The 26,639-nt window shown below is 72.6% G+C and carries 19 protein-coding genes; 12 read left to right on the plus strand and 7 right to left on the minus strand.

Translation table 11 applies throughout. The features are described from left to right. Positions 1–40: 40 nt before the first annotated feature. A complete protein-coding gene (locus Pla163_RS17000; RefSeq protein ID WP_145191376.1) occupies positions 41–1,174 on the minus strand; it encodes a hypothetical protein in 1,134 nt (377 codons plus the stop codon). Between the two features lie 205 nt (positions 1,175–1,379). On the opposite strand from Pla163_RS17000, the gene Pla163_RS17005 reads away from it, so the two are divergent. Beyond that, complete coding sequence (locus Pla163_RS17005) at positions 1,380–4,133, plus strand: tetratricopeptide repeat protein (protein ID WP_145191379.1); 2,754 nt, start codon at positions 1,380–1,382, stop codon at positions 4,131–4,133. Positions 4,134–4,179: 46 nt separating this feature from the next. Beyond that, positions 4,180–4,791 (plus strand): RNA 2',3'-cyclic phosphodiesterase, encoded by a 612-nt coding sequence (thpR, locus tag Pla163_RS17010; RefSeq protein ID WP_145191382.1) that lies wholly within the window; start codon positions 4,180–4,182, stop codon positions 4,789–4,791. A gap of 172 nt (positions 4,792–4,963) precedes the next feature. Here the strand turns inward: thpR and Pla163_RS17015 are convergent, their stop codons facing one another. The 5 genes from Pla163_RS17015 to Pla163_RS17035 form a co-directional block, all read right to left on the minus strand. Beyond that, the gene (locus Pla163_RS17015) at positions 4,964–6,100 is read right to left on the minus strand and encodes a formylglycine-generating enzyme family protein (RefSeq protein WP_419186071.1); all 1,137 of its coding nucleotides are present in this window, start codon (positions 6,098–6,100) and stop codon (positions 4,964–4,966) included. A 32-nt stretch (positions 6,101–6,132) separates the two neighbouring features. Further along, positions 6,133–6,957 carry a pyrroline-5-carboxylate reductase gene (gene proC, locus Pla163_RS17020; RefSeq protein ID WP_145191390.1) on the minus strand — a complete coding sequence of 275 codons (825 nt, stop codon included), beginning with the start codon at positions 6,955–6,957 and terminating at the stop codon, positions 6,133–6,135. 58 nt (positions 6,958–7,015) lie between these two features. Further along, positions 7,016–7,690, minus strand: a complete 675-nt coding sequence (locus Pla163_RS17025; protein WP_419186072.1) for a glutathione S-transferase family protein — start codon at positions 7,688–7,690, stop codon at positions 7,016–7,018. A gap of 175 nt (positions 7,691–7,865) precedes the next feature. After that, complete coding sequence (locus Pla163_RS17030) at positions 7,866–8,312, minus strand: hypothetical protein (RefSeq protein WP_145191396.1); 447 nt, start codon at positions 8,310–8,312, stop codon at positions 7,866–7,868. 229 nt (positions 8,313–8,541) lie between these two features. After that, positions 8,542–8,925, minus strand: a complete 384-nt coding sequence (locus Pla163_RS17035) for a hypothetical protein (protein WP_145191399.1) — start codon at positions 8,923–8,925, stop codon at positions 8,542–8,544. 183 nt (positions 8,926–9,108) lie between these two features. On the opposite strand from Pla163_RS17035, the gene Pla163_RS17040 reads away from it, so the two are divergent. The 3 genes from Pla163_RS17040 to Pla163_RS17050 all read left to right on the plus strand — a co-directional run bounded on the left by Pla163_RS17040 (position 9,109) and on the right by Pla163_RS17050 (position 15,093). Next, positions 9,109–9,729: a nitroreductase family protein gene (locus Pla163_RS17040; protein WP_145191402.1), complete on the plus strand. Its 621-nt coding sequence runs from the start codon at positions 9,109–9,111 to the stop codon at positions 9,727–9,729. A gap of 1,307 nt (positions 9,730–11,036) precedes the next feature. After that, complete coding sequence (locus Pla163_RS17045; protein ID WP_145191405.1) at positions 11,037–13,214, plus strand: sialate O-acetylesterase; 2,178 nt, start codon at positions 11,037–11,039, stop codon at positions 13,212–13,214. Between the two features lie 364 nt (positions 13,215–13,578). Further along, a complete protein-coding gene (locus tag Pla163_RS17050) occupies positions 13,579–15,093 on the plus strand; it encodes a hypothetical protein (RefSeq protein ID WP_145191408.1) in 1,515 nt (504 codons plus the stop codon). Between the two features lie 220 nt (positions 15,094–15,313). Here Pla163_RS17050 and asd read toward each other — a convergent pair whose 3' ends face one another. Then, positions 15,314–16,384, minus strand: coding sequence for an aspartate-semialdehyde dehydrogenase (gene asd, locus Pla163_RS17055; RefSeq protein WP_145191411.1), 1,071 nt, complete (start codon positions 16,382–16,384; stop codon positions 15,314–15,316). Between the two features lie 415 nt (positions 16,385–16,799). Between asd and Pla163_RS17060 the strand changes: the two genes are divergently transcribed. The 7 genes from Pla163_RS17060 (at position 16,800) to Pla163_RS17090 (ending at position 26,549) form a co-directional block, all read left to right on the plus strand. Beyond that, positions 16,800–18,176 carry a trans-sulfuration enzyme family protein gene (locus Pla163_RS17060; protein ID WP_419186073.1) on the plus strand — a complete coding sequence of 459 codons (1,377 nt, stop codon included), beginning with the start codon at positions 16,800–16,802 and terminating at the stop codon, positions 18,174–18,176. Next, positions 18,173–20,494 (plus strand): amino acid kinase family protein, encoded by a 2,322-nt coding sequence (locus tag Pla163_RS17065; protein ID WP_145191417.1) that lies wholly within the window; start codon positions 18,173–18,175, stop codon positions 20,492–20,494. The genes Pla163_RS17060 and Pla163_RS17065 overlap by 4 nt, the downstream gene beginning before the upstream one ends. 3 nt (positions 20,495–20,497) lie before the next feature. Then, positions 20,498–21,709: a trans-sulfuration enzyme family protein gene (locus Pla163_RS17070; RefSeq protein ID WP_145191420.1), complete on the plus strand. Its 1,212-nt coding sequence runs from the start codon at positions 20,498–20,500 to the stop codon at positions 21,707–21,709. Positions 21,710–21,832: 123 nt separating this feature from the next. Beyond that, on the plus strand, positions 21,833–23,473 hold the full coding sequence (locus tag Pla163_RS17075) for a glycerol-3-phosphate dehydrogenase/oxidase (RefSeq protein ID WP_419186074.1): 1,641 nt from the start codon (positions 21,833–21,835) through the stop codon (positions 23,471–23,473). A gap of 49 nt (positions 23,474–23,522) precedes the next feature. Further along, a complete protein-coding gene (locus Pla163_RS17080) occupies positions 23,523–24,269 on the plus strand; it encodes a DUF695 domain-containing protein (protein WP_145191426.1) in 747 nt (248 codons plus the stop codon). A 122-nt stretch (positions 24,270–24,391) separates the two neighbouring features. After that, positions 24,392–25,531 (plus strand): DegT/DnrJ/EryC1/StrS family aminotransferase, encoded by a 1,140-nt coding sequence (locus Pla163_RS17085; protein ID WP_145191429.1) that lies wholly within the window; start codon positions 24,392–24,394, stop codon positions 25,529–25,531. Between the two features lie 13 nt (positions 25,532–25,544). Continuing rightward, positions 25,545–26,549, plus strand: coding sequence for a Gfo/Idh/MocA family protein (locus Pla163_RS17090; RefSeq protein ID WP_145191431.1), 1,005 nt, complete (start codon positions 25,545–25,547; stop codon positions 26,547–26,549). Positions 26,550–26,639: the final 90 nt, after the last annotated feature.

Consider the following 26,639-nt stretch of genomic DNA (forward strand, 5'->3'; position numbering starts at 1 on the left):
CGTCGCTCCACCGGCCATCAGGCCGAGCGGAGCGGCCCCATCACTCGTCGCTCGCCCGCTCCGGCTTGCGACGCACCCGGTCCGCCACGGCGATCGGGTCCCAGCGGACGGTTCCCTCGAGGGGGGCCGTCCGCTCGAGCGTCTGGAGCGTCATCAGCGCCAGCGCCGCCGTCCCCGCGAGCGTCGGGTGCAGGCGATCGCCCTGCAGCCAGACCGTCGCGTCGCTGGTGTCGACCGTCTCGCCGCGCAGTTCGATGCTGCGGCCCGCCTTCAGGTCGTCGAGGAACGCGGCCAGCGGCACCAGGTGCGCGCGCGGCCGCGCCTCGATCCACCCGCGCACCTCGGCGTTGAGCGCGGCGAGGGTCTCGTCGTCGGGCTCGTAGCGCTTGGGCATCATCAGCGGCGTCGCGTCGCGCACGTCGGGGAAGTCGCCGAGCAAGAGGATCGCGTCCGACTCCTCGAGCAGCGTGTCCAGCCGGGCCAAGGCCTGACGCACGTGCGGGAGGCGCAGCTCCATCGACTTGCCGCCGTAGCCGAACCAGAAGAGGAGGTCGGCACCAACGATGACGTCGGGCTCGTAGTCGCGCAGTTCGGCCAGCGCTTCGTCGAGGTTCTGGTCCGGCATCAGGAAGAACATCGCGTCCGCCAGGTCGCGCACCTCGCCGAACGAGTCGGGGGCGGCCGCGCGGATCAGGTCCGCCAGCGCCACGTCGCGGCCGACCTCGCTGCGCAGGCCGAAGCCACCGGACGCACTGGCGCCGACGGTCGCGAGGCGCTCGTAGCGGACGGCCGGGTCGGGCTCGACGGCGGGCGTGGGCGGGGCCTCGACGATGGGCGCTTCGACGATCGATCGGTCGAGGTCGCCGGTGGACGGCTCGGCGCCGTGCTCCGCGGCATCTTCAGCGGCGGCCTGTCCAGCGAACGGCGCGACGGTCGTCGGTGCCTCGGTACTGGGCACTTCGACCTCGTCACCCGGCACTTCGACCACGCCACCGGGCACTTCGACCACATGGGCCACCGGCTCGGTCGCCGGCTCGCCCGTGCAGGCGGCGAGCCCGAACGCCAGCAACGGCGCGAACAGCCACGCCGCAAGGCGCCCCGCTCCCGATCCCTCGCCACACCACCCACCGGAACTCTGCCCGGCCCGACCTCGCTCGTTCTTGGATACGTCCACGGCGACGGATGCTACAGCCTGCGCGCGCGGCCGGAGCAGCGGGGCGATCCCGAGCCTGCGTCGGTCGGAATCGCCGGAGTCGCGCGCCGTCCCGACCGGACGCGTTGCCCGCGCTCGTCGCCCGCCACCCGACCCGCGCGCCACCACCCGCGAACCGCGCCCGACGCTCCAGTAGGATCCGACGCGCCGCGACGCCGGCCCGACGATGCAGACCCCCATCCAGACCGACGCCGCGGCTCCGACCGGGGGCCCCACCGCACTCCCGAGGCTCCCCCTGGTCGCGCTGACGGCGGTCGTGCTGCTGGCGGCCGTCCCCTACCTCTTCGGTCTCGGCGGGGGCTTCGTCTACGACGACGAGATCCTGATCCTGCAGAACCCGATGGTGCAGGACCTGGCGCGGCTGCCCGATCTGCTCACGAACTCGCTGTGGGGGTTCGCCACGTCGCCGAACGAAGCGCGCGTCGAGTACTGGCGGCCGCTGACGTCCCTGTCGTTCGCGCTCCTGTGGGCGATCGGCGACGGCGCGCCGGTGGCGTTCAAGCTCGCGTCGCTCGTGCTGCACCTCGTCTGCGTCGTCCAGGTCGCGCGGCTCGGGCGCCTTCTGACCGGGCGCATCGACGCGGCACTCGCCGGTGCGCTCCTGTTCGGCGTCCACCCCCTCGGCGTCGAGGCGGTGACCTGGATCAGCGCGATCAACGACCCGCTGATGCTGGCCTTCGGACTGACCGGCGCGATCAGTTGGATCGGTTGGCGCCGCGCCGGTTCGCCCGGCCTGCCCTGGCGCGCGGTGCTGTGCTACGCGGGCGCGGTGCTGGCCAAGGAGACGGCGCTCGGCTTCGTGCTGGTGTTCGTCGCGCTCGACCTGACGGCGCTGCGCAGCGCGGTGGCCAGCGCGATCCGCGGCGGTCAACGCTTCGTGCGCCCGGCGCTGACGTTCGGGCCGTGGCTCGCGGCCTACTGGCTGATTCGCACCTCGGTGTTCGGCAACTGGCACGGCGGCCTGCTGTCGCAGAACGTCTACCTCGCCGCGACTTGGGAGCGTCTGCAGGAGCTGCGCATCGAGCTGCTCGGCGGCGGACTCGCACTCGCGGCCTGGCCCGCGGAACTGACCGTCTTCCGCCCGTTCCGCGGCTCGGTCGACGCGGGCGATCTCGCCGTGCCGCTCGTCGCGATCGGTGCCGCGATCGCCGTCGGAGCGGTGCTCTGGAAGCGGCGCGACCGCACGGCGCTCGCCTTGTGGGCCTGGCCGCTCGCACTCCTCGCGCCGCTCGTCCTGCGCGTGCAGTCGGTCGGCCAGTTCCCTCTGTCGGATCGCTTCGTGTACGGCACGGTGCCGGGCGTCGCGCTGTTGTTCGCGCTGGTGCTGTTCCGCGGCGCCGCGCGCGCGAAGAACCCCGCCGCACGCGCCTTGCCGTGGGTCGCGACGTTCGCGCTCGCCGCGTTGCTCGGCCTGCACGGCGCGCGCCGCACCGCCGCCTGGGACACGCCCGACGGCTTCTGGCGCGCGGCCGAGGCCGAGAACCCGAACATCGCGCTCGTGCAGTGGAACCTCGGTCGCATCACGCTCGAGGAGTTCCGCCGCACGCCCACGCTGCCGGTCGCCGAGCGCGCGTTCGAGTACTTCACGCGCGCGCTCGACATCGCGGAAGGCGTGGCCGAGGGCGTCGACGTCCCCGGCTCGCAGTTCGACCGCCTGCAGTCCTACCTCGGCACCGGCTGGTCGCTGCTGTACCAGGGCCAGGTGGACGGCTACGGCGGACTGGACGCGCCGCTGCGCTACTTCGACCTCGTGATCGGTCTGCAGGCGGCGGACGAGGGCGGCGAACCGAAGCCGATCGTCCCCGGCGGCGAGACGAGTCACGAAGCCTGGACCGGACGCGGCGCGACGCTGGCGGCGATGGGCCGCTACGACGACTCGCTCGCGAGTTTCGAGCGCGCCATCGAGCTCTATCCCGACTATCCGCTCGCGCACTTCAACAAGGGCCTCGTCCACTTCGGACTGGGTCAGTGGATCCCGGCCACGAACCACCTGGACCGCGCGGTCGAGCTGCAGCCGTCGAATCCCGAGTTCGCGCTCTTCGCCGCGCACGCCGCCGCCGAACGCGCCGCCATGGGTCGCGGATCGGCGGCGCGCGCGCGCGAACTGGCCGAGCTCGCGCGCGACAACGCGCCGGACAGCGCGGGACCGGTGGTCCTGCTCGGCATCCTCGCGCGCCGCGACGAGCGGCCGACGGACTCGCTGCAGCTGCTCGACGAGGCGCTGCGGATCGATCCGTCCGATCCCGACGCGCACCTGCAACGCGGGACGACGCTCCTGAGCATGGGGCGCGACGACGAGGCCCTCGCCGAGTACGTCGAAGCCTGTCAGTTCGGCGGTGATCGCTTCGAACCGCACTGGCGCACGGCGGTCATGCTGCTGGCCGCGAAGGTGCCGAACGAGGACGTGCTGCCGTACCTGCGGCGCGCGTACGAACTGTGTCCGGACCCCGCGCGGCTCGGCGAACTGGGAGCGGACCTCGACCGCATCCTGCCCGCCGGCGATCCGCTGCGGCACACGATGGCGCTGTTCGACGAGCGCCGCGGCCAGATCGAGTCGGCGCTGTACTGGGCCCAGACCGCCGCGGCGGAAGCGGACGCCGACGGGCGCGGCGCGTACCTCTTCGGACGGCTCTTGCTCGCGACCGATCGCGCGGCCGACGCCTTGCCGTGGCTCGAAATGGCGAACGAACGCCGTCCGGACCGTTTCGAGCGCCTGCGCGAGCTCGGTTCCGCGCGCGCCGACACGGGCGACGCGGACGGCGCGCGTGCGGCGTGGAACCGCGCGCTCGAGGTGATCCCGCCCGCACCCGCTGGACAGGAGTGGCAGGAGCAGATGCTGCGCGGTCAGATCGAGGCCGGGCTCGAGAACCTGGCGCAGCTCGAGGCCGGAGCGGCCGGTCCGACCCAGGACGACGAGTGAGCGTCGCGGTCCGTCGCGACCCGTCGACCGCGGGAGTCACCCAGCGATGAAGGTCGACGACGACGGACGTTCGCCGCGCGGTCGCGGTGCGTCGCAGGAACGCCGGCGAGCGGCGGCGAAGCTGGGCACGGCGCGCGTGTTCGTGGCGCTCTACCCGCCGGCCGCCACCACGGGGGCGCTGCTGGCGAAACTCGGCGAGCACGACCTGCCGCCGCACCGTGCGACCACCCACGACCAACTGCACCTGACGGCGCTGTTCGTGGGTGACGTCCCCGAGCGCGACCTCGAACGCGTGCGCGAATCGGTGACGGGTGCCGCGCGCGGCATTCAGCCGTTCGACGTCGCGCCGCTGCACCTGGCGCCGTTGCCGCAGGACGGTCCGGCGCGCCTGTTGGCGGCGATCTGCGACCTACCGAGCCCGCTGAGCGAACTGCACGAGCGGCTGGCGCACCGCCTCGCGACGCACAAACGCACGTCCCGCTCCTTCCTGCCGCACCTGACCCTGTGCCGCTTCGAGCGACCGGTCGAGTTGGACCTCGCGGACTCGCTACTGGACGTGCCGCCGTTCCGCGTGGAGACGGTGCACCTCATGCAGAGCCGGCTCGGGGCGGACGGCGCGCTGCACCGCGGACTGGCGCGCGTGCCGCTCGGCGGTTGAGGGTCGCGGTCGCTGCGGCGCTGCGACGAGTCCACACGGCGGCGAGCCCGTGCTGTCTCGATCCGGTGCCGAGCGAGCGCGTGTCGCTTCGGATCGAGGCTGCGGCGAACGGGCTCGCAACGGTGCGGTCGCTCGCACCCGCGCCGCTGGAACGCTCCGCCGACGCCGTGCCTCAGCGCGGATCGCGGACGCAGCGAAAGCCCGTGTGGCACAGCGGCGTCGTCGCTTCGCTCGCCATGCGCGAGCTCGGCCGGTAGTTGAAGCACTGCTCGGTGTCGCACAGGAACGAGCCGCCCTTCGTGACGCGCCCGCGCTCGGATGGCGAGTTCTCGTTCCACGGATCGCTCGGCCCCACCGGATCGACGACGGGCCCGCGCGCGGCCTCGGCGGCGCGGCGCGCGTTCATGTCCGAGCGGAACCAGTCCGCCGTCCACTCCCAGACGTTGCCGCCCATGTCGTAGAGCCCGAACCCGTTGGGCGCGAAACTGCCGACCGGCGCCGTGCGCGCGAACCCGTCCGCCAGCGAGTTGTCGTTCGGGAACGTCCCCTGCCAGACGTTCGCGCGCGGCACCGGATCGAGCACGTCCTCGTCGCCCCACGAGTAGGTCGCGCTCTCGAGCCCGCCGCGCGCCGCGCACTCCCACTCGGGCTCGGTCGGCAGGCGACAGCCCGCCCATTCGCAGAAGGCCAGCGCGTCCGCGTAGGTCACGTGCACGACCGGGTGGTCCATGCGGTCCTCGATCGACGACCACGGACCTTCGGGGTGGCGCCAGTCCGCGCCGGGCCGGATGTGCCAGACCTGCGTGAAGTCGAAGTCCTCGACGCGGCCCGCGTGCACGGCGTCGGCGCGCGTCTCGAACACCAGAGCGCTCGGCAGCAGGTCCGCCTCCGTGATCAGCTCGGCGGGCACGCCGGCGGCGACGAGCTCGGCGCGGTCGACCGGGCGCTCGGCCTCGGTGACGTAACCGGTGGCGTCGACGAAGGCCGCGAAACGCGCGTTCGTGACCTCGGTCGCGTCCATCCAGAACCCGCCGACGGTCACGCGGTGCGCGGGGTGTTCGGTCGGCCAGGCGAGGTCGGCGTCGGACCCCATCGTGAACGTGCCGCCACCGATCCAGACCATGCCGGGCGGCGCGGAGCCGGCGGGTCGCGGCTCGGGCGCGACGTCCTGCGCGCCGTTCTGCGCGACCGCGGGTGTCGATCCGCTCGCGGTGTCCGCTGCGGCGCCATCGACCTCGTTCGCGCCGTTCGCGCCGTCGCCCCCGCACGCGGCCAGGCCCAGCGCGATCGCCGCGCAGGCGACCTGCACGGTGCGACGCGCTCGGTGTCGACGCAGCGCGCTCATCCTCGGTAGAGCCCGCCGGCGTGCTGGGCCGCGGTCAGGATGCCGCGCACGAGTGCGGACGAGAATCCGCTGTGCTCGAGCTCGTTCAGGCCCGCGATCGTGCACCCGCGCGGCGTCGTCACGTCGTCCACCAGGGCTTCGGGGTGCGCATCGCTGTCCTGCGCGAGCGCGGCGGCGCCGGCCGCGGTCTGCGCCGCGATCAACAGCGCCTGCTCGGGGTGGAAACCGATCTGGATACCGCCCTGGCTCGCGGCGCGGATGGCGCGCAGGAAGAAAGCGATGCCGCAGGCGCCGAGAGCCGTGGCCGACTCCATCAGGTCCTCATGCAGTCGCAGCGTGCTGCCGACCGCTCCGAACAAGCGTTCGACGCGCGCGAGTGCGGCCTCGGTGCGCGCGTCCGCGTCGTGCGCGATCGCGAGGCACGTCATCGACTGCAACATGGCCGCGGCGATGTTGGGCATCGCGCGCACCACGGGATTCACGCCGCCGAGTGCGTCCGAGACGGTGGCGGTCGTGACGTTCGCGGCCAGCGTCACGACGATCTGTTCGGGCGCGAGCACGGGAGCCAGCGCGGCGAGCGTCGCGTCCATCTCCTGGGGTTGGACGCCGATCAGCACGATGTCCGCGCCGTCGACCGCCTCGCGCGCGTCCGGCACGAGCGGGTGCCCGCGCAGCCCGAACTCACGCAGCCGTTCCACCTGGCGGCGGCAGAGCACGACGTCCAGTTCGCTGCAGCGCCCCGAGACGACGAAGCCCGTCGCGAGTGCGCCTCCGAGTCGGCCGGCGCCGACGATGACGATGCGTTCCTTGGTGTCGATCATGGTGTTGGGCTCGCTGGGCAGGATCGCGAGTCCGACGCCGCGCTCCGGGTGCGCGCGGTCAGACGTCGCGCGGCACGAGGTCGGTGTGTCCGGCGTAGCCACCGTCGACGGTGGGTTGTTCGTCGCCGTTCTCGATCGCCAGGGCGAAGGCGATCGACGGCTCGGCGCGCATGCGCTCGAGGTAGCGCCCGAGGTTCGGGAACTCGCGCTCGTAGTCGAAGAAGCGCTCGCCCCAACGCGCCATCGCGGTCAGGTACGGATCGAGGATCCCGAAGGTGTCGCCCATCACGAAGCGGTTGTCCTCGAGATGCACGTCGATGTAGGCCAGCTGGCGGCGCACGTTCTTCAGCGAGTCGCGGCGCAGGTCGTCGTGCAGCGAGTCGTCGCGCAGGAAGAGCTGGGGCTTGAACACGGGGTAGAAGGCCGCGTGGAACTCGCTGCCGAGGTAGCTCAGCCAGACGTTGAGCTCGTCCTCGGCCGCCGAACCCGCGGCGGGCATCAGGCCGGCCGGCGAGTGCTGGGCGATGTGGATCAGGACCGCGCTGTTCTCCCACAGCACGCGGTCGTCGTCGGTCACCAGGGCCGGGACGTGGCCGTGCGGGTTGACCGTCCGGAAGATCGGGCCCATGCGCGCGTCGCGGGGCACGTGGCACAGTTGGAACGGGCGCTCGGCGTGGCGGAGCAGCGCCATGGCACCGAGGGCGCAGGTGCCGGGCGTGTAGTAGAGGATCATGGTTCGTGCGGCGGTTCGTCGCCCGCGGCCGGATCGGCGCGCGGCGAGGGGGGGCGAGCGCCGCATCATTCCCGAGCGGGTGCGGCGGGCCAAGCCTCGCCCACGATCTGTCGGAAGGACCCCTGGCTCGGCGCGGCGGCACCGCGTTCGGGGGCTGGGGCGTGCCGCTCGGGGTTCAGAACTCCGGGAGCAGCACGTGGCGATCGATCCACCGCTCGCCCGCGTCCGCCCGGTCTCCGAGGAACTGCGCGAGTGCCGCGGCGCGCTGGCGATCGGCCGCGACGCGTCGGTCGGCGCCCGGCTCGGGGTCGTCGAGGCTGGCCTCGCCGTGGGCCACCGCCCAGTCCTCGATCAGGTCGGCGAGGGGATCGACGAGGTTCGGATCGAGGTCGAGTTCGGCGACCAGGGCGAGGGCGTAGGGCTCGAAGGCGTTGCCGCTGCGCAGGGCCTCGAGCGCGGCGGCCGGGGTCGGATGGTCGAGCGGGGTGGCGGCGACGGCGGGCGGCTCGGTCGTGGTCGTGGTCGCAGGCTCGTCCTCGATGAACCAGGCGACGGCGAGCAGGACGGCGGCGACGGCCGCGGCCAGCAGCGTGAAGATCGGAGGGTGCGAGCGAAGTCCCATGGGGCGTCGTCCAGTGGTTCGGGGGCGAGGCGCGGCGGGTGGGCGCGCGGTCACGGTGCGCGGAGACGGTGCGCGGAGACGGTGCGCCGTCGCGGCGCGTGGTCACGGTTCGCCGTCGCGGTGGCAGCGTGGCGCGCTCGAACGCCGACAGCGCTGCTCCGCGCTCGGACCTTCCACCGCCGTACCGGTCGAGACACGACTCGATCGGCGCGCTCCCGGTCGGGCGGGCTCAGCCGCCAGCGTTCTGGGACGCAGCGTTCCGGGTCGCGACGCGCTCGACCTGCTCCACGAAGGAGCGCAGCGCATCGACACCGCCTTCGCCGACGAAGCGCTCGAGCACGCCGCTCGGCCTCCCCGTCACCGGCTCGGGACTCTCGCTGCGAAGGGCCGGGAAGAGCGGGACCATCGGAACGACGTCCAAGTCCGACGGGACGGTCCTCGGGTCGATCGGGCTCGGATCGGAGCCGACCGCGCCCGCGTCGACGGCCGCCACGTACAGCCCGTCACCGCCGAGATCGGAGACGGTCGACGGCCGCGGGGTCACGAAGAGCGAGACGATCAACGCCCCGCCGGCCACGGCGCCAGCCACCAGGATCGGTCCGAGGATCTGCACGTCCCCCAAGCTACTTCGAAGCTGCAAATCCGGCGCGAAGTCTCGGTGGTCTTCGCGCTGGAAGGCGGTTGCGCCGCGGAAGAGGTGCGCGAGACGCGCCTGTGGATCTCCCTCCCCGGAGGATGGGCGCACGCAGGGGCTTCGACTCGCGCCGCGCACCGTCGGAACCTAGCCTCGTCCCCCATGAGCACCACCGACCGCCGCGCCACGAGCGCCCAACCGTTGCACGACCTCATCGCCGAACGCTGGAGCCCCCGCGCCTTCGATGGACGAACCGTCACGAAGGAACAGCTCCGCGCCCTGTTCGAGGCCGCGCGCTGGGCGCCTTCCTGTTTCAACGACCAACCCTGGACCTACGTCGTCGGCGTGAAGGGCGCCAGCGACGACGGCGGCGCCTGGCAGAAGGTGCACGACGCGCTCGTGCCGGCGAACCAGGCCTGGGCCCACCGCGCGCCGGTGCTCGCGATCGCGGTCGCGCGCCTCGGGTTCGTCTTCAACGGCAATCCGAACCGCCACGCGCTGTACGACACCGGCGCGGCGTCGATGAGCCTCACCTACCAGGCCCAGGCCATGGGGCTGGTCGTGCACCAGATGGGCGGTTTCGACGTGGACGCGGCGCGCACGGCGTTCGGCATCGAGGACACGCACGATCCGATCGCGGCCCTGGCGATCGGCTACGCGGCGCCCGCGGACGTGCTCGACGGCGACATGCGCGAGCGCGAACTGGCGCCCCGCGAACGCCGAGCCGTGAACGAGACCTTCTTCGGCGGCACGTTCGGAACGGCGCACCCGGCGGCGAACTGAGGGGCGCACGGCTGGGTGCTCGGTGGTGGCGGGGCGCGGCGTGCGCAGAGCCACGGCTGAACCGACGTCGGTGCGGTCGGTGTCGCCGACCGTCGACCGTGCGGCCGTTCGCGCGCCGAGCTCCGAACGACGGGCGCCGCTCGGGGCCCAGCGCGGGTCGAGCGCCGTGCCTTCGCGAGGCGCGGCGTGCGAGGAGTGACCGGTGAACGGACGTCTGCGCGGTCAGCGTCGTCGCTCGTGCGGCCGTTCGCGCGCCGGGCTCCGAACGACGGGCGCAGCCCGCAACCCAGCGCGCGTCGAGCGCCACGTCCTCGCGAGGCGCGGTGAGCGAAGAGCGAGCGGCGAGCGGCGAGCGGCGAGCGGACGTCCGCGCGGTCGGCGTCGCCGACCGTCGACCGTGCGGCCGTTCGTGCGCCGAGCTCCGAGCGACGGGCGCCACTCGGGGCCCAGCGCGGGTCGAGCGCCACGTCTTCGCGAGGCGCGGCGTGCGAGGAGTGACCGGTGAACGGACGTCCGCGCGGTCGGCGTCGTCGCTCGTGCGGCCGTTCGCGCGCCGGGCTCCGAACGACGGGCGCAGCCCGCAACCCAGCGCGCGTCGAGCGCCACGTCCTCGCGAGGCGCGGTGAGCGAAGAGCGAGCGGCGAGCGGCGAGCGGCGAGCGGACGTCCGCGCGGTCGGCGTCGCCGACCGTCGACCGTGCGGCCGTTCGTGCGCCGAGCTCCGAGCGACGGGCGCCACTCGGGGCCCAGCGCGGGTCGAGCGCCACGTCTTCGCGAGGCGCGGCGTGCGAGGAGTGACCGGTGAACGGACGTCCGCGCGGTCGGCGTCGTCGCTCGTGCGGCCGTTCGCGCGCCGGGCTCCGAACGACGGGCGCCGCTCGGGGCCCAGCGCGCGTCGAGCGCCACGTCCTCGCGAGGCGCGGTGAGCGAAGAGCGAACGGCGAGCGGCGAGCGGCGAGCGGACGTCCGCGCGGTAGGCGTCGTCGACCGTCGACCGTGCGGCCGTTCGCGCGCCGAGTTCCGAGCGTCGAGCGCTGCTCGGAACCCAGTGCGGGTCGAGCGCCACGTCTGCGCGGCGCGTGGTGTGCGAGTCGCAACCCTCGAGCTCAGGTCCGCGGGCTGGGCACTCATGGCCGCGAGTGGCGCGCTGTCGTTCGCGCACCGAGGCCCGAGTGGCGCGAACGCCGGGTGGGGCACCGCAGCTCCTGGCTTCGCGAGCCGAGACGCGCGGCGCGTCGCGGACACAGTCGGCGGCCCAGTCAGCGGCGCAGACGGCGGCCGGCGGAGCCAACGACTATGCTCGCGCCCATGATTCGCACCGCACGCCGCACCGCTCCCCGCCACTTCCGTCTCGGCCTCGTCCCGGCGCTCGCGCTCAACCTGGCCGTCGTGCTGGGCAGTGCCTGCTCGACGGCGCACCACTCGGTCGCCAGCACGCCGCGCGCCGCGTTCACGGCCATCGTCGTCATGCCGACCCTCGGCGACGGCGCCGTGCTGCAGCGCGAGGACGCGATCGACGTCTGGGGCACGGCGCCCGCGAACCTGGACCTGGTCGTGGAAGCGTCCTGGCTCGACGCGCCGGTGCCCACGCGCAGCGACGCGGACGGGCACTTCGAAGCGGACGTCCCGACCGGCCCTGCGGGTGGACCGCACCGACTCGTGGTGCGGCCGGCGCGTTCGACCACCGACGTCGCGGCCCATGCGGTCGAGGACCTGTGGCTGGGCGAGGTGTGGATCGCGTCGGGCCAGTCGAACATGGAGTGGTCGGTGGCGGCGGCGCGTTGGAACGGGCTCGATCAGGCTGGCTACGCGCGCGCCGTGGCGAACTGCGCGGACGAGCAGCTGCGCTTCTTCCAAGTGCCGAACCGCACGTCGCTCGAGCCTGAGCAGGTGTGCACCGGTACGTGGGTCGCCGTCGCGCCGGAGACGGTCGAGGGTTTGAGCGCCGTGGGTCTGCACTTTGCGCGACGGTTGCGCGCCGAGCTGGACGTGCCGATCGGCATCGTGCAAGCGGATTGGGGCGGCACCGTGGCCGAGGCGTGGACGAGCGCGGAGGCGTTGCGCGCGTTCGGCGGATTCGATGCGGACCTCGCGAAGATCGCCGAGGAGACGGCGGATCCGGGCTCGCAGGGCGTGGCGCTCGCGACGCGTCAGGACCGCTGGTGGCGCGGCATCGACGCCAGTGACCGCGGCCTGCGCGAGCGGTGGTTCGCGCGCGACGTCGACACGAGCGACTGGCGCGCGGTCGAGGCACCCGGCGATCCGGACGGTGGATTCGACGGCTGCATGTGGCTGCGCCGCGACGTCGAGATCCCCGAGAGCTGGGCGGGGCGCGACCTGATGCTGCACCTGGGCCCGGTCGACGACATGGACGTGGTCTGGCTCGACGGCGAGGAGGTCGCGGCGACGAAGGTCTGGAACCGCTGGAACGAACCGCGTCACTACCGCGTCCCGCGCGAGGCGGTGCGCGCCGGAAAGGTGAGCGTCACGGTGCTGTGCGTCGACACCGGCGGCGGCGCGGGCATGCACGGGCGCGCGGACGAGATGTACCTGCACCCTGTCAACGCGTCGAGCGAGCGCGTCGAACTGGCGGGCCCGTGGAGCTACCGCCGCGGCGCGTCGATGGGCGATCTGGGCACGTTCCCGACGTCGAACTGGTTCGGACCGAACACGCCGACCGCGCTGTTCAACGGCATGATCGCGCCGCTCGAGCGGACGCGAGTGCGCGGGGCGATCTGGTACCAGGGCGAGTCGAACGCCTCGCGCCCGGAGCAATACGCGCGGCTCTTCCCGGCCATGATCGAGGACTGGCGCGGCCGCTTTCGCGCGGCGGACGACGGGCTCGCGTTCCCCTTCTACTACGTGCAGATCGCGCCGTTCGGGCGTGGCGACGACGGCGGGTCGTGGGCCCAGCTGCGGATGGCGCAGACCGCGGTCATGCCCGGTGCGCGCGGCGTGCCCGAGCGCTTCCACCGCGCGGCGCTCGCGCACACCGGGATGGTCGTCACGACGGACGTGGGCAACCCGACCGACATCCACCCCAAGCGCAAGTTGGCGGTCGGGGAGCGCCTGGCGAACTGGGCGCTGGCGGACACCTATGCCGAATCGCTGTCGGCGAGCGATGCGCGTCAGGCCCGTTGGCGCGCCCTGCCCCACCGCAGTCCGGAGCCGGCGGGTTTCGAGCGCGCCGGCACCGCGCTCACGGTCACGTTCGAGCGCACCGACGCGGCGAACGAGTTGGTGACGGTGGATGGAGCTGCACCCGACGGCTTCGAGATCGCCGGGCCCGACGGCGTGTTCCACGCGGCGAGCGCCGAGCTGGTCGAGCGCTTGGCCGCGAGCGGCGGCCAAGCCGTGCGCCTCACGAGCCCCGCGGTGTCCGAGCCGGTGTCCGTGCGCTTCGCATGGGCGAGCGATGCGATGCCGAACCTGCGCACGCGCGGCGGCCTGTCGCTGGGCCCGTTCGTGGGGCGCGCGGACGGCTGACCTCCCGTACGGTGTCGCACACCACCGCGGTGGTCGACCCGAAGGAAGTACCGCAGCAAATGAGCTCCCGCGCCGGGGGCGTGCGAGTAGGCACGAGCTGTGTCGGTGCCTGTCCGAGTGGCCTTGGGGGCACGGCGGCGAGGACGGTCACGGAGGATTGCTCCGGTACTTCTTTCGGGTCGACCACCGCGGTGGTGTGCGACTCCGTACGGCGTGCTCGTGCGGCACCTTCTGTCGGTCGACCAGCGAATTGGGGTCAGGCTCCGTATCGCCAAATCGGTATCGCCGTATCGTCTTGCGGCCATCACCGCGCCCGGCTCCAATCGGTTTGATCGTTCCCTGTTGACCCTCGCCCTCGACGCCCATGCTCGCTCTGCTCGCCGGAGTCCTGCCCGTCTTGTCCGTTGTCGCAATCGCGCCTCAAGAACCGCTCAGTGAAACGGCCTGGACCACGACGGGGCAACTGCTCCACTCGTACGGCTACATCGGCACGCCGGACGGACGCTCGGTCTTCGAAGTGGGCGAGCAAGGAACGATCCGTCTGGACACAAAGATGTTCCTGGAAAGGCCGCCTGGCTTCGACCGCTTCGTGCGCGTCGTCTTCTTCGAGTGCTCCGACGCCATGGCTGATTCTCAGCCAAGCTTCCTTGTCGATGAGAACGGTGACGGGCTTGCTGGGACCCTTCTCGATGCGGCGGTTCAGTCGGTGGTCCGCGACAGCGAGGTAGGGTTCGACGATTCGTTCGACTACCCGACCTCGGTTGGGGTCTTTGGAGCAACGGCCGCCCTGGCCGACATGACGGCGGCGCCAGGTTTCGACCTCGACGACGGCTACGCGCAGAACAAGTGGTCTGTGGTTCCTGTTGCGAGATCCATCGGGCTCCCCGGGCCTGATCCTGAGATCGGCCTCCATACGCCGATCGAGGTGTCAGGTGGCGCGAACTTCGAGTCGATGCTGCAATTGGCCGTCTCACGACTTTCTGCCGACACGACCGCAGACCGCCAGGAGTTGGTGATCTTCGCCGCGAGTGAAGCGACGTCACTCACCTCGCTGAGCGACGAACTTGCGGCGCTGGCCTCGCTCGGAGTCGTTGTACAGTGCTACGGGCTCGGGACGAACGGCGCTGTCCTTTGCTCACCGGCCGGCACACTAGGACACATCGCATCCTCGACCGGAGGAACAGCAGAGTGGATAGCGTCTGGTTCGTTGGCGTCGTTCACTCAGCAACCCGAAGAGATCGTGACCTTCGTCGCCGGCGCGTTCGGGGGCTGTTCCGATCACAGCGTCGGCGAATGGTGGCAGTGGGGGCCGTGTTACGACTGGAACTGCTACGACCCTTTGTGGCAGGGGATCGGCTATTGGGAGCACTGCCTCCCCTATGAAGGCATCGACATCGCCGAGCTCCCGATCGGCGACTACACCTGGTCATGGCATGCCACGGCAAGCGACGGCACGGTCGCGGGCGGTGAGCGGACGATCAGCATCGTCCCGTTCATCCCCCCGCCGCCGTCCATCCAGCGTCTTCTGTTCATCGGGTTGCAGCCGACCTCGGTGCCGCTGAGCCCCGTCGAAGCGGATCACCTCTACGTGAACCCGCTCGTCGCTCTCGACGTCCTCGACGGCACGTCGCCCGAGTTCCTGATCCCGGTGATTCCGGGCCTCCAAGGCACCGAGGTGTACTTCCAGGTGCTCATCGTCGACCCGACGATTGGTTCGAGCGATGCTCTGCGAACCTCGAACGGGATCGAGCTCGAGATCAACGCGGGCGCGGCGAAGTACGGCGTGGGAAGCGGCGTCTTCGCCTGGTTCGACGGGTCGTTCAAGATGGGCGAGTCGTTCCAGATCCTCTACTGGGCACCTGGATTCGAAGACGACTAGCCATCCCGCACGGAGTCGCACACCACCGCGGTGGTCGACCCGAAAGAAGTACCGCAGCAAATGAGCTCCCGCGCCGCGGGCGTGCGAGTCGGCGCGAGCTGCGTCGGTGCCTGTCCGAGTGGCTTTGGAGGCACAGCGGCGAGGACGGGCACCGAGGATTGCTCCGGTACTTCTTTCGGGTCGACCACCGCTGTGGTGTGCGACACCGTACGAGGCCCGCCTATCCCCGCCCCACCAGACCCCGCTCCACCGCCAGCTCCGCCAACAGGATCGACCCGCCCGCCGCACCGCGCCGCGTGTTGTGGGTCAGGGCCACGAAGTTCCAGTCGAGGATCATGCCGGGGCGCAGGCGACCGACGTGGGTCGCCATGCCGCGATCGAGGTCGCGATGGCGGCTCGGACGGGGCGCGTCGGGCTCGTGGTGGTAGTGGACGGGCGCGACCGGCGCGGACGGCAGACCGAGGCGCTGCGGTTCGCCCGTGAATTCGGTGAAGGCGCGCACCACGTCGTCCTTCGCCACTTCGCGCGCGAGCTTCGCCGACACGACCAGGGTGTGGCCATCGACGACCGGAACGCGCGTGCAGGTGGCGCCGACCGCAAGTTGCGGGTCGCCGAAGATCTTGCGCGTCTCGACCAGGAGCTTCTCCTCCTCGCCCGCGATGAACGGCACCAGGTCGTTCGCGAGACGTGGCGGGGCGAGGCCGGCGCGACCGGCGCCCGACAGGGCCTGCATCGTGAACACGTAGACGGCCTCGAGCCCGAACGCTTCGCGCAGCGGCGCCAACGCGAGTGCCAGCCCCGCCGTGGTGCAGTTGGGGTTGGTGACGATCGCACCGCGACCGCGCGCGAACGACGGTTGGCCGTGCACGAGCTCCAGCGCCTGCGGATTCACCTCGGGCACGACGATCGGCACGTCGGGGTCCATCCGGTGGCTGCGCGCGTTCGACACGACCAGGTGCCCGTTCGCCGCGAGCCGTGACTCGATCGGCCCGGCCACCGACGCCCCGAGCGCGCTGAACACGAGCGGTGACTCGAGGTGCATGGTGGAGTCGAGCAGCACCAGGTCCGCGGCGCGCCCGACCGCCGCGAGGGGATCGGGTTCGTCGTCGAGCCACCACGACTCCGGCCGGCCGAGGGCCGCGCCGTATGGCAGGCCGGCCGAGCGTGGCGAGGCCACGACCTCCGCGAGCCGGAACCACGGATGGTCGCGCAGCAGCTGGGCGAAGCGCTGACCGACGGCTCCGGTCGCGCCGAGCAGGGCGACCGGGATGGGGGCTGAGGGGGCGGCCATGGGCAAGGATGAAACCGTTCGACTCCTCTAAAAGCAATCATCATCACTTCCGGTTTTTCTGATTCCACCATTGCAGCCGAATCAGTCGATAGATAGAACGGCGCGCCAGGACGTGCCCCCAGGGCTCTTGCGGTCCACATCGAACCCGATCCGGCCTCCACACCGAGTGCGAACACGGCCCAGCTCGACCCCTGTCCGCGCCCGACTCCCACCGAGGCTCGACCCTCAGTTAGGCCGCCCTTTCTCGATTCTTCACCCGACCCCGACCCACTCCATCGCCATGCCCACCCCTCCCTCCGACGCCTTCGCCGCCTCGGGCTCCTCGCCCGGCGCCCCCAGCTCGATCCACACCTCTCTCCCTCTCGTCCCGCCCCGCCCACCCCACGGCCACACCCCCGGCCCCCAGACCCTGGCCGTGCGCGGTGGCCGACGCCCCTCGCCCGACGCCGCGGCCCTCCTCCCCGGCATCTGCCAGTCCACCACCTTCGCCCAGCGCGCGGTGGGCGACCACGACGGACAGACCTACTCGCGCTGCGGCAATCCGACCGTCGACGCGCTCGAATCCGCCCTCGCCGCCTTCGAGGGCACGGCCCCGACCCACGCGATCGCCTACGGCACCGGCATGGCCGCGCTCGTCGGCCTGGTCCTCGCCCACACCGCGGCGGGCGAACGTGTGGTCCTCTCGCGCACGGTCTACGGCGGCACGGTGCGGCTGGTGCGCGAGCTGCTGGAGCGCTTCGACGTCCGAGCCCACTTCGTCGACACCACCGACCTCTTCGGCGCACGCGACGCAGAGGGCGAGCTCGACCCGGCTCGCCTCGCGATCACCGAACTCGGGCGCGCGCTCGCCGATCGCTCCCGCCCCACGCGGCTCGTCCTGGTCGAGTCGCCGGCCAACCCGACGCTCGAGCTGACCGACATCGAGGCCGCAGCGCACCTCGCCCACACGGCCGGCGCGCGCCTCGCGGTGGACAACACGTTCCTGACCGCCACGCTGCAGCCGGTCCTCGCCCTCGGCGCCGACGTGGCCGTGCTCTCCACCACCAAGTACGTGGACGGGCACAACGCGACCACCGGCGGCGCGCTCCTGGTGGCCGATCGCTCGCCCGCGCACTCGGAACTCGCGCGGATCCTGCGGCACGAGCGCGGCGTCCTGGGCTCGATCCAGAAGCCGTTCGAGGCCTGGTTGACGCTCCAAGGGCTCAAGACGCTGCCGCTGCGCCTCGAACAGCACAGCCGCAACGCCTTGGCCGTCGCGCGCTTCCTCGAAGGGCACCCCGCCGTCGGCCGCGTGCGCCATCCGTTCCTCGAGTCCTTCGAACAGTCGGGGCTCGCGCGTCGTCAACAATCGGGGGGCGGCGGCATCGTCAGCTTCGAACTGGCGGGCCACCTCTTCCGTTCGCCCGCCGAGCGCTCCGAGGCCGCCCGTCGGCTGCTGGCCTCGACCAGGCTCTGCACCCTGGCCGAGAACCTGGGCGCCACCGAGACCCTCGTGACCCACCCCGCCACCATGACCCACGCGTCCTACGCCGCCGCCGAACGCGAGCGGCTCGGCATCACCGACGGGCTGATCCGCCTGTCGGTGGGGCTCGAGGACCCGGGCGACGTGGAGCGCGACCTCGCGCGCGCGATCGACCTAGCGCTCGCGAGCGTGGCGGAGGAGCGTGCGACCGACGGCCGCGCCGACGATGGACGTGCGCTCGACGAGAGCGCGTCCGATCGACCCGCGACCGGTGACCGTGGGCCCGAAACCACCGGAACCACCCGTTCGGCGGGGAAGGTGCAGCGATGAGCTCCATCCGATCCTCCGCGACGGACCACCCGCGAGCGCCGCGCGACCTGGTCGTCCTGAAGTTCGGCTCGAGCGTGCTGCGCTCGACCGCCGACCTGCCGCGCGCGGTGCACGAGATCTACCGCGCCCTGCGCGACGGGCGGCGCGTGCTGGCCGTGGTCTCGGCGATCGGCGACACGACCGATCGCCTGCTCGCCGAGGCCCGGCGTCTGGTCGAGCGGCCGAGCGCGCCCGATCTCGCGCGCCTCTTGGCCGGCGGTGAGCGCGAAGCTGCGGCGCTGCTCGTGCTCGCGCTCGATCGCGCGGGCCTCCCGGCGGTCGCTCTCGATCCGGGCGACGGGTGCGTGCGCGCGCGCGGTCCGGTGCTCGACGCGGAACCCGTGCACGTGGACCTCGCCGCGTTCGCGCGGGCCTTCGACGCGGCCGACGTGGTCGTGCTGCCCGGCTTCTTCGCGAAGGGCGAGAGCGGCGAGTGCGTGCTCCTGGGCCGCGGCGGTTCGGACCTGACCGCGGTGGTCGTCGCGCGCGCGCTCGACGCCGATCGCTGCGTCCTGCTGAAGGACGTTGACGGTCTGTACGAGAGCGATCCGGCGCTCGTGGGCGCAAGTGGCGCGGCGCCGCGACGCTTCGAACGCGTGACCTTCGCCGACGCCGAACGCCTCGACGCGCGGATCCTCCAACCCAAAGCGGTGCGGTTCTGCGCGAGTCACGCCGCGGCGCGTCGCGCATCGGTAAGTGACGAGATCGCGGGTAGCGAGATCGCGGGTAGCGAGATCGCGAGTGACGGGCGCACGAGTGACGGGCGCGCGAGTGACGAGCGTGTGATTGACGAACGCACGAGTGACGCGCTCCCGAACGACGGGCGCGCGAGCAACGAGAGCGCGCACAACGCGCGTCGCGCATCGGCCAACGCCAGAGGCGCGTGCGGCGCTCCTGCGCCAGACGCTGGCGCGATTCGCGACTCGGAGCGCGACGGCGCGGCGGCTCACGGCGCGACGCGGGACCGCGCCGCTTTCGAGGTCGGCGCGCTCGACGGAGTGCGGCACACGCTCGTCGGCGCGGACTCGACGGTGCTCGCAGCGAGCGCCCCCGCGGCCGAACCGTTGCGCGTCGGCCTGATCGGTCTCGGGACCGTCGGTGCGAGCGTGTTCGAACGCCTCGCCTCGCTGCCCGGTCGCGTGCGGATCACGGCGGTGCTCGTGCGCGATGCCACTCGATCGCGCGACATCGGCGGATCGGCCGAACTGGGCGCCGAGCTCGCGCAGGTCCTGACCGACGACCCCGAGCAGTTCTTCGCCAGCGACTGCGACGTGGTCGTCGAGCTCGCGGGCGGCGTGGGCGAGGAGACGGACGAGAAGACGGACGTGGACGCAGGTTCGCGAGCGGACAGGCCACGGCGCTCGCTCGGGACCGGCGCGCTGGTCCGTCGCGCGCTCGCGAGCGGACACCACGTGGTCACCGCGAACAAGGCGCTCGTCGCGCGGGACGGCGACGAGCTGTTCGAACTGGCTGCGCGCGCCGGCGTCCGCCTCGCGTTCGGCGCGGCGGTCGGCGGCGCGGTTCCCGCTCTCGAACGGGTGCGCGAACTGCGCGCGCGCGGTCGCCGCGTGCGCTGGATCGCGGGCGTGTTGAACGGAACGGTGGGTTTCGTGCTCGACGCGCTCGAGAACGGCACGGGCCTGGACGCCGCGATCGCACGCGCCCAGGAACGCGGGCTGGCGGAAGCCGATCCGACGCTCGACCTCGACGGCACCGACGCCGGCCACAAGATCGTGCTGCTCGCGCGAGCGGCGGGTGCGCGATCGGTCGCGATCGACGGGATCGCAGCGCTCGACGGTTCGACGGCGGCGGTGGCCGAGCGCGCGCGGACCCGAGGACTGCGCCTGACCCAGGTGGCGCGCGTGGACCTCGGCGACGAGCAAGTGCCCGACACCGCGCTCGATCACAGCAGCGAACGCGAGCACGTCGGCGATCCCCGCATCGACCGCACGACCGAGCTCGACCGCACGCACCGCGACGATTCGGAACGCTCGGCGCGGGCCAGCGTGCGCCTGCTCGAGCTCGACCGACACCACCCGCTGGGTCGTGCGCGCGGCGAGGACAACGCCGTGTCGATCGGGCTCGACGACGGTGAGACGGTCGTGCTGCACGGTCGCGGCGCGGGCGCCTGGCCGACGGCCGAAGCGGTGCTCGGCGACGTGCTCGAACTGGCTCGCAGCGGCGTCTCGCGACGCAGCGACCGGACGGCGCCCGTCGGCGGGAACGGACCGACGGGCCGTCCGTCCGAGTCGAACCACGGCGCACGCGGGGAGGACTGAGCCATGGACCACTCCCTGTGCAAAGGACTCGCCGGCGACCCGTTCGCCGCGAGCGCGCTGCCCCTGTACCAGACCGCCACGTTCCGCCAGTCGAGCGCCGAACGCTTCGACGCCTTCGACTACACGCGCACCGACAACCCGACGCGCGCGCACGTCGAACGCCGCATCGCAGCGCTCGAACGCGGTTCGCACGGGCTGTTGTTCGCGAGCGGCATGGCGGCGATCGACGGCGTGCTCGCACTCGTTCCGACCGGCGGACGCCTCGTGATCGGGCGCGATCTGTACGGCGGGACGCTGCGCCTCGTGCGCGACCTGGTGGACGAACGCGGCCTCGAGCTGGTCGACGTGGACGCGGCCGACGCGGACGCGCTCGCCCGTGCGATCGACGCGCACCGACCGCACTGGGTCTGGCTCGAGTCGCCGACGAATCCGCTGCAGGACGTGGTCGACCTGCGCGCGGCGGCGGCGGCCTGTCGGCGAGCGGGCGCGCGTCTGGCCGTGGACAACACGATGCTCTCGAGCTGGCTGCAACAGCCCTCGAGCCTGGGCGCGGACGCGGTCGTGCTGTCGGCGACCAAGCACCTCGGTGGGCACGCGGACCTGACCGCTGGGGCCGTGGTCGTCGACGATCCCGACCTGGCCGCCGCCCTCGCCCGCCGGCGCAACACACGCGGCACGGCCCTGGCACCGTTCGAGGCCTGGTTGCTCGACCGCGGGCTCGAGACGCTGGAGGTGCGCGTCGAACGCCAGACCCACAGCGCACGGTCGATCGCCGAACGGTTGGCCGTGTGCGCGCGAGAGCCGGGGTCGCCCATCACCGGTGTGCGCTACGCGGGGCTGACCGACCATCCGGGGCACGCGCTGCTCGTGAAGCAGGCGCGCGGCGCTGGCAGCGTCCTGTGCGTCGAGTTCGCCTGTCGCGGGGCGGCCGTGCGCTTCGTCGAGGCGCTGGAACGCTTCGCGATCGCCGTCAGCTTCGGGTCGACGCGCAGCACCGCGAGCCTGCCGAGCGCCATGTCCCACGCCTCGGTGCCCGCCGGTCTGTCGGCGACCATCGCTCCGCCGGCCGCGGGCCTCGTGCGGCTGTCGATCGGCCTCGAGGACCCGCGCGATCTCGTCGACGATGTCGAGCGCGCGCTGGTCGTCGCCGCCACGGCGCCCCTCGAAGGATCGAGCAGCAGCGACACCGTGGAGCGGATCGGCTCGGCGACGTAGGTCCGCGTCGCGAGGGGGCGCGGACGTCGCCCGGTGCCCGACACGAGCGGCGCGGTTCGGCGCGCGGGCGCGACGCGACACGGAACCGTCGAGGCGCGCCCACCCCCTGCTACCGTGGCGCGCGTGAACGCCGACGCTCCCACTCCGCCGCCCGCCCGCGCCCGGCGCCTTCAACGACTGGCGAGCGGCGAGCGCTTCGACGTGTTGGTCGTCGGCGGCGGCGTCACCGGAGCGGGCGTCGCACTCGACCTCACCTGCCGCGGACTGAAGGTCGCCCTCGTCGAGCGCGCCGACTGGGGCCAGGAGACCTCGAGCGCCTCGTCGCGCCTCTTGCACGGCGGGCTGCGCTACCTCGAGACCTACGAGTTCGGGCTCGTGCGCGAGTCGTGCCTCGAACGGTCGCTCCTCCTGCGCAACGCGGCCGGTCTGGCCTGGCCCGAGCGGTTCACGTTCCCGCTCTTCCGCGGCGGGCGCGTCGGACGGTTGAAGCTCGCGGCGGGGCTCGGCCTCTACACCGCGCTGTCGGTGCCGCGCGTGCTCGGGATTCCGGGCCTCGTCGGCGTGAAGGACACCCAGCGCGCGATCCCCGGCATCGCCTCGGGCGTCATCGGCGCGGGCCAGTACCTCGACGGCGCCACCGACGACGCGCGGCTCGTCTGGTCGGTCGTGCGGACCGCCATCGAACGCGGCGCGCTGTGCGCCTCGCGCGTCGCGGTCACCGCCATCGAACAGGACGGGAGCGGCGTCGAAGCGCGCCTCGTCGATCGACTCGGTGCCAGCGGCCCCGACGCCGATGCGCCCGAACTCGGCCGACTGCGCGCCGACCACGCCGTGCTGTGCGGCGGGCCGTTCACCGAACAGCTACGCGCGCTGGCGGGACTGTCGGGCACGTGGCTGTCGCCGACGCGCGGCACCCACGTCGTACTGCCCAGGCACCGACTCCCGACCGACGGCGCCGTCGTCTTCGCGTCGCCCGTCGACGGCCGCGTGATGTTCGTCCTGCCCTGGCCCGGACACACGATCGTCGGCACCACCGACGTCGACGCGCCGGTCGAGCGCCGCGGCAACCACGAACGCGGCGAGGCGAGCGACGCCGAGGTCGAGTACCTGCTAGCGTCGGCGAACGGCCTGGTCCCCGGCGCCGCGCTCGTGCGCGCGGACGTGATCTCGGTCTGGTCCGGCCTGCGACCGCTGCTGGCCGCGCCGAAGGAGGATCCGTCGGCGCGCAGCCGCGAGGAACGGGTCGAGCGCGACGGCGCCATCACGACCATCGCCGGCGGCAAGTTGACGGGCTTTCGCAGCATGGCCGAGAAGCTCGGCGCCCAACTGGTGCGACACCTCGAGCGCGACGGCGGCCCCCGCGCGGACACCGGACCGAACGCCCCGCGCCTGGACGGGCGCCGGGCCTCGCCGACCCGCGACCTCCGGCTGTGGGGCGCCCTGGACGCCCGCGTCGCGCGCCCGGCCTGGAGTTCCGCCGAGCCGGACGCCGCCGGTCTGCGCGACGCGGCCCTCGCCGGTCGCTACGGACGCTTCGCGGCGGCCGCCCGCCGAACAGCCGCCGAGGGTCCCCACGCCGGGCGCGAAGCCCTCGATCCGCAGACCACCTGGGCCGACGTGGCCTGGGCCGCCGAGTACGAGGACGCGCTCGAACCTGCGGACGTCTTCGTTCGGCGCACCGACCTCGGCTACACTCGGCCCGACGTCGCGGGCCTCGCCGCCGACGAGGTCGCCAGCATTCTCGCCGGGCGACGTTCCGAGTGACGGCCGCGGACCCGCCGCGCCCACTCCGACCACCAAGCACAACGCGTCCATGGGCCTCGGCTGGGAGTTCTACGCCACGGAATTGGATGGCGACCCGATCGGACTACTCGTCGATCTGGACGCCGCGAACGACGCGACGTCCGACGTGCGCGCCGAGCTCCCGCTCCTGTGTCGCCTGCACGTGCCGATGCCGCGCCCGATGTCGTCGGGGCTGACGTCCGAGCGCGACTTCGCAGCCCTCGAGAAGCTCGAGGACTCGGTCGAATCGGCGGCGGCCGAGATCGGCGGGCGCTTCGTCGGTCGCATCAGTTACCGGCGCGAGTGGGTCTTCTACATCTTCGTCGCGGTCGAGAAGGGCGCACTCGAAGCCTTCGATCGCTGCGTGCGCCGCGCCGGACTCTCCGGTGCACAGCTCGAGGTCGATCTCGACGCCGAGTGGACCCACTACGACGCCTTCCTGTACCCCTTCCCCCAGACGCTGCGACACATCCTCAATCGCCGCACGGTGGAAGCGCTGCGTGAGGCTGGTGACGATCCGACGAGCGTGCGACCGATGACGCACGAGCTCGTGTTCGACGATCGCGACCAGGCCGAGCCGATCCTGCTCGCCGCGCGCGAACGCCGCTACGCGACCGAACTCGAGTCGACCGGAAGCAGCCACCGTCTGCGCATCACGAAGGAGATCCCGCTGGACCTCGAGTCCATCGACCGCACGTCGCTGGCGCTGATGCGACTGGCCGACAAGCACGGTGGTCGCTACGTGGGATGGAGCTGCGGCGAGTTGGCCGCGCGCTGAACCCGAACCGGGAACCGCAGGCGCGCACGGCCGGTGTTCGACCGGACCGCCGTCCGTACGGCCGTCCCGTCCGCCGTCGCCGACCGCGACGGGCACGAACCCAACTGTCCGAACACCCCAGCATGACCGGCACCGTCGTCCGCCCCGTCCCCTACGTCGACCTGCACGCCCAACGGCGGCGGATCGCCGCGGGTGTCGACGCGGCGATCGCGCGCGTGCTCGAGCACGGCGGCTTCGTCATGGGGCCCGAGATCGAGGAACTCGAGGCCGAACTCGCCCGGCGCGCGGGTGTCGCCCACTGCTTGACCTGCGCGAGCGGAACGACGGCCCTGACGATTCCGCTCCTCGCGCGCGGCATCGGCCCCGGCGACGCGGTCTTCGTGCCTTCGTTCACGTTCACGTCGACCGCGGAAGTCGTCGCCCTGCGCGGTGCGACGCCGGTCTTCGTCGACGTGCGGCGCGACACGTTCGACATGGATCCGCAGAGCCTCGACGTCGCCATCGCGACGGCGCGCGCGGCCGGTCTGGCGCCGCGCTGCGTGATCCCCGTCGACCTCTTCGGACAACCCGCCGACTACCGCGGCGTGCGGCGCGTGGCCGACGCGCACGGCCTGTGGGTCCTGGGCGACGCGGCTCAGAGCTTCGGCGCGTCCCAGCACGGACGCCCGGTCGGTTCGCTGGCCGAGGTCAGCGCGACGAGCTTCTACCCGTCCAAACCGCTCGGCTGCTACGGCGACGGCGGCGCGGTCTTCACCGACGACGACGAACTGTTCGAACGCATGCGCGCGGTTCGCGTGCACGGCCAGGGGCGCGATCGCGACACGCTGGTCTCGCTGGGCCTGACGGGCCGGTTGGACTCGATCCAGGCCGCGGTGCTGCTGCAGAAACTGACGATCTTCGACGACGAGTGCGACCGCCGCGACGAGATCGCCGCGCGCTACGCCGAGCGTCTGTCGGACGTGGTGGACGTGCCGGTGCTCGGGCCAGGGAACCGCTCCATCTGGGCCCAGTACACGATTCGCACGGAACGCCGCGACCAGGTCGTCGAGCGCCTCGACGCGTGCTGCGTGCCGACCGCCGTCTTCTATCGGCGCCCGCTGCACCTCCAGGCGCCGTACGCGCACTTCCCGTCCGTCGCTGGCGGTCTGCCGGTCACCGAGGCGCTCGCGGACGAAGTGGTGAGCCTGCCGCTGCACCCGTACCTCGAGGCCGACGACCAGGACCGTGTGGTCGCCGGCGTGCGGGCCGCGTTCGGCGCCTGAGCTCGCTGGCGCCATGACCGGAGCGAGCGGCACCGAGCAGCACGACCCGCTGCGCCTCGCGGTCCTCGGTCTCGGGCGCATGGGTCGCCATCATCTGGCGGCGCTGCGCGAGCGGTCCGACGTCGAGATCGTCGCGGTCGGCGACCACGGCTCACGGAGCGCGCGCGACGTGGCCGCGGAACTCGCCGCCGCGACGGGTCGCGAGTGCCACGTGGTCACGCGGACCGCCGAGGTCGTCGGACTCGCGGACGCCGCGATCGTCGCCGTGCCCACCGCGGCCCATGCCGACGTCGCGTCGACGCTGCTGGAGGGCGGCGTCGCGTGCCTGGTCGAGAAGCCGATCGCCGCGAGCGCGGCGGAGGCCGAGCGGATGATCGCGGCGGCGGACGCGGGACGAGCGGTGCTGCAGATCGGTCACATCGAGCGCTTCAATCCGGCGTTCGTGCTCTTGTGCGAGCACCTCGGCGACGAGATCGAGAGCGGCAGCGTGCGCCGGATCGCGGCGCAGCGCACGAGTCGGGCCGACGGGCGCACGTTCGACGTGGACGCGGTGCTCGACCTGATGATCCACGACCTCGATCTGCTGGAGTACGTGACCGGACCGCGGCACACGGGGACGGCGCTGGGCGTGTACGCGCTGGAGCCGACGGCGACGTTCGAGCGCGCGTCGGCGTGGCTCGAACGCGGTCGCGACGGTGAATCGGTCGATCTGTTGGTCGAACTCGTGACGGATCGAGCGGCCGCCGAAGCTGTGCGCACGTTCACGGTCGAGTCGCCGACGTGGCTGCTGCGGGCCGACCTCGATGCGCGCACGCTGAAGCGTCGGCCGAGTTCGGGCAGAGGCGCGGTCGAGGAGGTCCCCGTGCCCGCGTCCGACCCGCTGCGGGCCCAGCTGGACGCGTTCCTGCGCGCCGTTCGCGGGCGAGGTCCGGTGGCGGTCGACGGCGCGGCGGGACTCGCGGCGCTGCGACTGGCCGAACGGATCCGCGCGACGCTGGGGCTCGCGGGCGAGCGCTGACGCGGACCGGAGCGGTGGTTCCGTCGAACGCGGCCCGGTCGACCGCTCGGCCACTCGACCATCCGAGTGTCGGCGCAAGGCGGCGTGCGC

The sequence above is a fragment of the Rohdeia mirabilis genome (genome assembly GCA_007750655.1).
In the GTDB taxonomy this organism is placed as follows: domain Bacteria; phylum Planctomycetota; class UBA1135; order UBA1135.

Coding starts and splice junctions, on each gene's coding strand:
- Pla163_RS17065 (WP_145191417.1), top strand. CDS start 18,173: ATGAGCTCCATCCGATCCTCCGCGACGGACCACCCGCGAGCGCCGCGC.
- Pla163_RS17025 (WP_419186072.1), bottom strand. CDS start 7,690: ATGATCCTCTACTACACGCCCGGCACCTGCGCCCTCGGTGCCATGGCG.
- Pla163_RS17040 (WP_145191402.1), top strand. CDS start 9,109: ATGAGCACCACCGACCGCCGCGCCACGAGCGCCCAACCGTTGCACGAC.
- Pla163_RS17090 (WP_145191431.1), top strand. CDS start 25,545: ATGACCGGAGCGAGCGGCACCGAGCAGCACGACCCGCTGCGCCTCGCG.
- asd (WP_145191411.1), bottom strand. CDS start 16,384: ATGGCCGCCCCCTCAGCCCCCATCCCGGTCGCCCTGCTCGGCGCGACC.
- thpR (WP_145191382.1), top strand. CDS start 4,180: ATGAAGGTCGACGACGACGGACGTTCGCCGCGCGGTCGCGGTGCGTCG.
- Pla163_RS17085 (WP_145191429.1), top strand. CDS start 24,392: ATGACCGGCACCGTCGTCCGCCCCGTCCCCTACGTCGACCTGCACGCC.
- Pla163_RS17070 (WP_145191420.1), top strand. CDS start 20,498: ATGGACCACTCCCTGTGCAAAGGACTCGCCGGCGACCCGTTCGCCGCG.
- Pla163_RS17050 (WP_145191408.1), top strand. CDS start 13,579: ATGCTCGCTCTGCTCGCCGGAGTCCTGCCCGTCTTGTCCGTTGTCGCA.
- Pla163_RS17080 (WP_145191426.1), top strand. CDS start 23,523: ATGGGCCTCGGCTGGGAGTTCTACGCCACGGAATTGGATGGCGACCCG.
- Pla163_RS17030 (WP_145191396.1), bottom strand. CDS start 8,312: ATGGGACTTCGCTCGCACCCTCCGATCTTCACGCTGCTGGCCGCGGCC.
- proC (WP_145191390.1), bottom strand. CDS start 6,957: ATGATCGACACCAAGGAACGCATCGTCATCGTCGGCGCCGGCCGACTC.
- Pla163_RS17045 (WP_145191405.1), top strand. CDS start 11,037: ATGATTCGCACCGCACGCCGCACCGCTCCCCGCCACTTCCGTCTCGGC.
- Pla163_RS17005 (WP_145191379.1), top strand. CDS start 1,380: ATGCAGACCCCCATCCAGACCGACGCCGCGGCTCCGACCGGGGGCCCC.